Raw genomic sequence first — 4,976 nt, 5'->3', positions numbered from 1 at the left:
TGGCCACCGGCCGCGACGGGGCCTGCCGCGACCAGTCGCGCCGCGTCGGCGACCGCCAGGAGCCACGGACCGTCCAGGACGGCCGCCTCGTCCGCCGGGACGCAGCCGCCGGTCAGCGAGCGGACGCGGTCGGGCGGTTCGACGTCCTCCGGGGACACCCGCCCGCACCGGACGGCGCCGGCCAGTTCGGCGTGCGCCCGCAGGGCCACCCCGGCCGGCATGTCCCGCCGCCGGTCCCCGAGCCGGTCGAGCAGGTCCTCGGCGTCCTCGGCGTCCTCGACCCGTGGTCCCGCGCGCACCCCGGCGGCGACCAGCAGTTCGGTCACCGCCGCGGGGTCGAGGGCGACCCCGCCGTGCTCCCCGCCCAGGCCGAGGTCGGGAACGGGGTCGTAGAGGCCGGCGAGTTCGGTCGCCGAGTCCAGTCGCCACTCCCGGGGCGGTCGGCCCGCCAGCAGGGCGTGCCTGGCCAGCCACCACCGCGTGTACCCGGCGGTGGTGACAGCTCGCCAGGTCTCGGGACGCGCGCGCAACAAGCGCAGCGCGGCCGGCCACTCGTGGTCGTCGACGAGGTCGAGGTCGCGGACGGCGACCAATGCGGTGGGGCCAGGCCCGCCGTCCTCGGTGCCGGCGGTGGCCCACCACTCCTCCTCGTCGGCGAGGTCGTGGTCAGGTCCGGTGGGGTGCTCGTCGTGGAGGACGGCGAAGGTCTCCAGCACGCCGACCTCGGTCAACACCGAGGCCGGCCACCGGTCCGCGACCGCCTCGTCGAGCGCGGCCAGGGGCGAGTCCTCGGCCAGCACGGCGCGCAGTGGTGAGCCCGGCAGCACCAGCTCGTCCGCCCGTGCCCAGTCGCCGTCCTCAGCGGGCAGGGCCAGCGCGGCCAACCACGGCCTCGACGTGCCGCCACCGGCTTCGGCCACCAGCCGGAGCACGAGGTCGGCGCGGGGACGCACGTCGATCCCGGCCTCCGCGTCGTCGAGGCTGCGGTCCACCGCGTCCTGGACGGGTGCGGAGTCCAGCAGTTCCGCTGGCCCCGCCTCCCGGGCACCCAGTTCGCGCAGCAGGGGGTGGTCGACGTCGGGGTGCGCCAGCCGGAGGCCGGTGATCTCGGCTTCGGCGAGTTCGCCGGCGTCCACGAGGCCGGGAGCCGGGAGGAGGACGTCACGGGGGCCGGTGGCGGTGCGGCCGTCGACGAGGGGGACGGGCAGCCCCGCCAGCGCGTCCCGCCGGTCCGGGTCCTCCGCGAGCCGGGCCGAGAGCGCGGTGTAGAGCGAACGCCACCAGGCCGGCGGCCGGGCGACCCCGGACAGCGCCCCGACGACGGCGGCCGAGCTGAGGTGCTCGACGCCGAGCGCGGTCAGCGCACGGGCCGAGCTCCGGTGCGACACCGAGGGCGCCACCAGTCCCGGGACCAGCGGGGCGAGCATCTCCCCCAGCTCCTCACCCAGGTCGGGGAACAGGCGCGCGCCGGCCGGCGCGACCGGCGGTCCGTCGGCGGAGGGCAGCCACTGCTCGGCGCGGAGGGCGGCGAGGACACCGTCCCGCAGCGCGGAGTCCACGTCGGACCGGGGAAAGCCGGGGAGCGGAACCAGGTCGACCCGGTCCGGTGGCTCGGCGGCGAGGAGCAGGGCGGGGTAGGTCCGAGCGGCCTCGGCCAGCACGGCGTCGGTGACCGGGCCGGGAAGCACCCGGCGGCGGGACGGTTCGAGCGGGACGCTGGCGAGCAGGCGGGCCGGCAGGGAGGTGCCCTCGTCGGTACCGGTCGGCGCGTGCAGCACGTCCGCCGACAGCGGTTCCGGGGCGCCCTGGTCGGTCGTGGGAACCACCCAGCGCACCGACCAGTCGTCGCGGCGGGACTCCACGCCCAGTTCCGCCGGCGCCACGGCCAGTCCGCCGCTCGCGCTGGCCACCAGCCACCGGCGGACCCCGTCCGGTCCCCGCACCACGAGCCGGGAGAGGGCGGCGGGCTGGTGGGGTGCCAGGGCTTTCCCGGGTGGGGGGCTGCTCCCCGGCGGTGCCAGCGGCGTCTCCTCGCACGACCAGTCGTCGTCACCCACCCGGATCCGCCGCAGGCCGGGCAGGGCGAGGAGCAGGTCCGCCGCCTGGTCCCGGAAGGCCGCGAGCAGCCCCTGCCCGTCGACCCCGGGCGACAGCGGCAGCCGCACCTCGGTGGTGAACCCCGCCGGCGGGGCCGGTTCCCCGGCGGTCGTCGGCCAGGGCAACCGGAGGACGGGGACCGCGCCGTCCCTGGCCGCGACGAGATCGGCGAGGTCGGGGACGGCGCTGACCTCGGACCGCGTCGCCGCCGCGCTGAACCGCACCCCACCGTCACGGGAGACGATCCGGGGTTCCTCGGTCACGGCCAGCACTGCCGCGAAGCCCACGCCGAACCTGCCGGACGTCACCCCCGGGGTCACGGCCTTGGCCGATGCCCGCAGCGAGGCGAGTGCCTCGACCCCTCCCGCGTCCAGCGGGCGTCCAGTGTTCGCGACCCGCAGTTCCGGTCCGGTGTCGCCTTCGGCGAGGGTCACCAGGAGTTCCCCGGGGACTCGTGCCTCCAGGGCGGCGTCCGCCGCGTTCTGGGCCAGCTCGACCGCGACGCGGTCCCGGTACCCGCCGTACCGGAGGTCCTCCTCGCTGTTGGCGTCCTCCCGGAACCGGGTGCGGGACGTGCGCCAGGAGCCGAGGACGGCGGACCGGATGCGCGCGGTGCCGAAGGGGTCGTCCGGTTCGGACACCTGGTCGGCCGGCGGCGCGGTCACCGCTGCTGACCGGACCCCGGGGAGGCCCGTCGCCGGCGGCGGGTGCGGGGAGCCGGTGCGCTCTGCTCCTGGTCCCGCTCATCCGCCGGGGCGGGGCCCTCCCCTTGGACCGGGGAGCCACCCGCTGCCGCGCCCTCCGCGCCTGCCTCGTCCGGCACGGCATCCGGGGCGCCCTCGGCCGGGCCGGGGTCAGGGGTGCTCTGGGCCGGTGCGGTCGGTCCGGTGCGCTCGGCCTCGGCGGGCGTCGGCTCGGTCCGGTCCGCGGCGGGCGCGGGCCCGGCGGAGGTCTTCGTGGGACGGCTCTCGCCCTCGGCGATGCGGTTCACGGTGCCCACCGGGATCAGGTCGACGCCGGCGTCGTCGTAGACGACCTCGGCGATGGGCACCGGGGAGGTGCCGCCGCCCTGCGCCTCGGAGTGCGCTCCGCAGCCGTACTCGACGTGCACGACCCGTGCGTCGGCCGGGGCGAGCTCGTTGCCGCACGCGCCGAAGGCCGCTCCAAGGGAACCGCTGAGGGGGAGGTAGAAGCCGCAGGTCCCGCAGTTGCCTGGGGCGTTCCTGGCCATGTCGCTGTCGGGGCCGAAGTCGCCGGAGACCCACCGCTCCGCGATCTCGACCCGGCCGTGCCGGCCCAGCACGCGGTGGCGGCCGAGGCCGAGCTCCCTGGCGACGTCCTCGACGGCCGGGTCGTCGCTGGCCAGGTAGCCGGGCACCAGCCGGGGGTCGTCGGCGGGGGTCGGCAGCAGGTCGCCGACCCCGAGATCACCGGCTCGGACCCGCTGGTCCCAGGGCAGCCACTCGGGGGCGACCAGCGCGTCGGGGCCGGGGAGCAGCACGACCTCGCTCACCGTCACCGGACTGCCCGGGCCGGCGTGAGCGAGGGTCACCGCCCAACGCCAGCCGACGTAGCCGGGATGTGTGGCCGCGAACAGGTGGGTGGCGGCGGAGGCGTCCTCCGCGACGACGTCGACGTGTTCGCCGACGACCTCGGTGCCCGCCTCCTGCTGGGCGGCCTCCCAAGCCAGGTCGACCGCCGCCGCGAGCTCGGGGGCTGGTTCACGCGCCTCGACCGGTTCCTCCTGGTCAGCGGCGGTGTCAACATCGGCGTCGTAGGGCGTGGGAGTTGACATCACGGCGTCAATTGTGCCCGACGCCTTTTGATCTCCCCGCTCCCGTGCCAGGGTGTCATGGTGCGCTTTCGCCCGGTCCCCTGTGCGCGGCCCGTCGGCCCCGGGCGCACCGGTCGCGGCGCCCGCCCGCTCCGAGCCCTCCTCGGCCTGCTCGTCACCCCCGCGCTCGTCCTCGCCGCCTGCGGCCCGCCTGCCGAAGAGCAGGGCGCGGGTTCCTCCGAGGACTTTCCCAACCAGGTCGAGCAGGACGTCACGCACGCAGGCAGCGTCCCACAACGGCTGACCGTGGACGTCATCGAAGTCCTGCCCCACGACACCACCGCGTTCACCCAGGGCCTGGAGGTCGCCGACGGCGTGCTCTACGAGGCGACCGGGCGCATCGGCTCCTCCTGGGTCCGCGCCACCGATCTCGACACCGGAGGGGTCCTGGCCCACGAGGACCTGCCGCCACCGCTGTTCGGTGAGGGCATCACGGTGGTGGGCGACCGGTTGTGGCAGCTCACGTGGCAGGACGGCACGGCCCTGCTCCGGGACCGGCACACCCTGCGGGAGCTGGACCGCGTCGAGTACGCCGGGGAGGGCTGGGGGATCTGCCACGACGGCGACCGGCTCGTGATGAGTGATGGCACCGACACCCTGACCTTCCGCGACCCGGAGACCTTCGCCGAGCTCGGGTCGGTGGCGGTCACGAACGCGGGGACGCCGCAGCGGAACCTCAACGAGTTGGAGTGCGTCGACGGCGGGGTCTGGGCGAACGTCTGGTTCAGCGAGGACATCCTCCGGATCGACCCGGAGGCGGGCGTGGTGACCGACGTCGTGGACGCCTCCGGCCTCCTGACCCCCGAGGAGCAGGCGGGGGCGGACGTGTTGAACGGGATCGCCGCGCTGCCCGGGACCGACGAGTTCCTGATCACCGGGAAGCTGTGGCCCTCGATGTTCCGGGTGCGGTTCGTCGACGGCTGAGGTCGGCGCGCGGCACCGGGCCCGGGTGGGGTCCCCTCGCCCCCGGGCGCCGTGGAGGCGGCTGCTGGCGCCCGCCGAGCCCACGGCCGGCCGGCGCCCCGCGCGGTCCGCTCCCCCGCCA

At 76.4% G+C, this 4,976-nt stretch carries 3 protein-coding genes; 1 reads left to right on the top strand and 2 read right to left on the bottom strand.

All coding sequences use genetic code 11. The features are described from left to right. Together ACTIDRAF_RS0222530 and ACTIDRAF_RS30590 are read right to left on the bottom strand one after the other, a co-directional pair. A partial coding sequence (locus ACTIDRAF_RS0222530; protein ID WP_016700967.1) for a sacsin N-terminal ATP-binding-like domain-containing protein occupies window positions 1-2,762 on the bottom strand: 2,762 nt, incomplete at its 3' end. Then, window positions 2,759-3,892, bottom strand: a complete 1,134-nt coding sequence (locus ACTIDRAF_RS30590) for a DUF3027 domain-containing protein (RefSeq protein WP_016700966.1) — start codon at window positions 3,890-3,892, stop codon at window positions 2,759-2,761. The genes ACTIDRAF_RS0222530 and ACTIDRAF_RS30590, both read right to left, overlap by 4 nt. 57 nt (window positions 3,893-3,949) lie before the next feature. On the opposite strand from ACTIDRAF_RS30590, the gene ACTIDRAF_RS0222520 reads away from it, so the two are divergent. Further along, window positions 3,950-4,855 carry a glutaminyl-peptide cyclotransferase gene (locus tag ACTIDRAF_RS0222520; protein WP_016700965.1) on the top strand — a complete coding sequence of 302 codons (906 nt, stop codon included), beginning with the start codon at window positions 3,950-3,952 and terminating at the stop codon, window positions 4,853-4,855. The last annotated feature ends 121 nt before the right edge of the window (window positions 4,856-4,976 follow it).

The sequence above is a fragment of the Actinoalloteichus spitiensis RMV-1378 genome, assembly GCF_000239155.1.
GTDB lineage: Bacteria > Actinomycetota > Actinomycetes > Mycobacteriales > Pseudonocardiaceae > Actinoalloteichus_B > Actinoalloteichus_B spitiensis.
The sequence above is the reverse complement of the archived record's forward strand: the minus strand, read 5'-3'. Positions and strand labels throughout refer to the sequence as shown.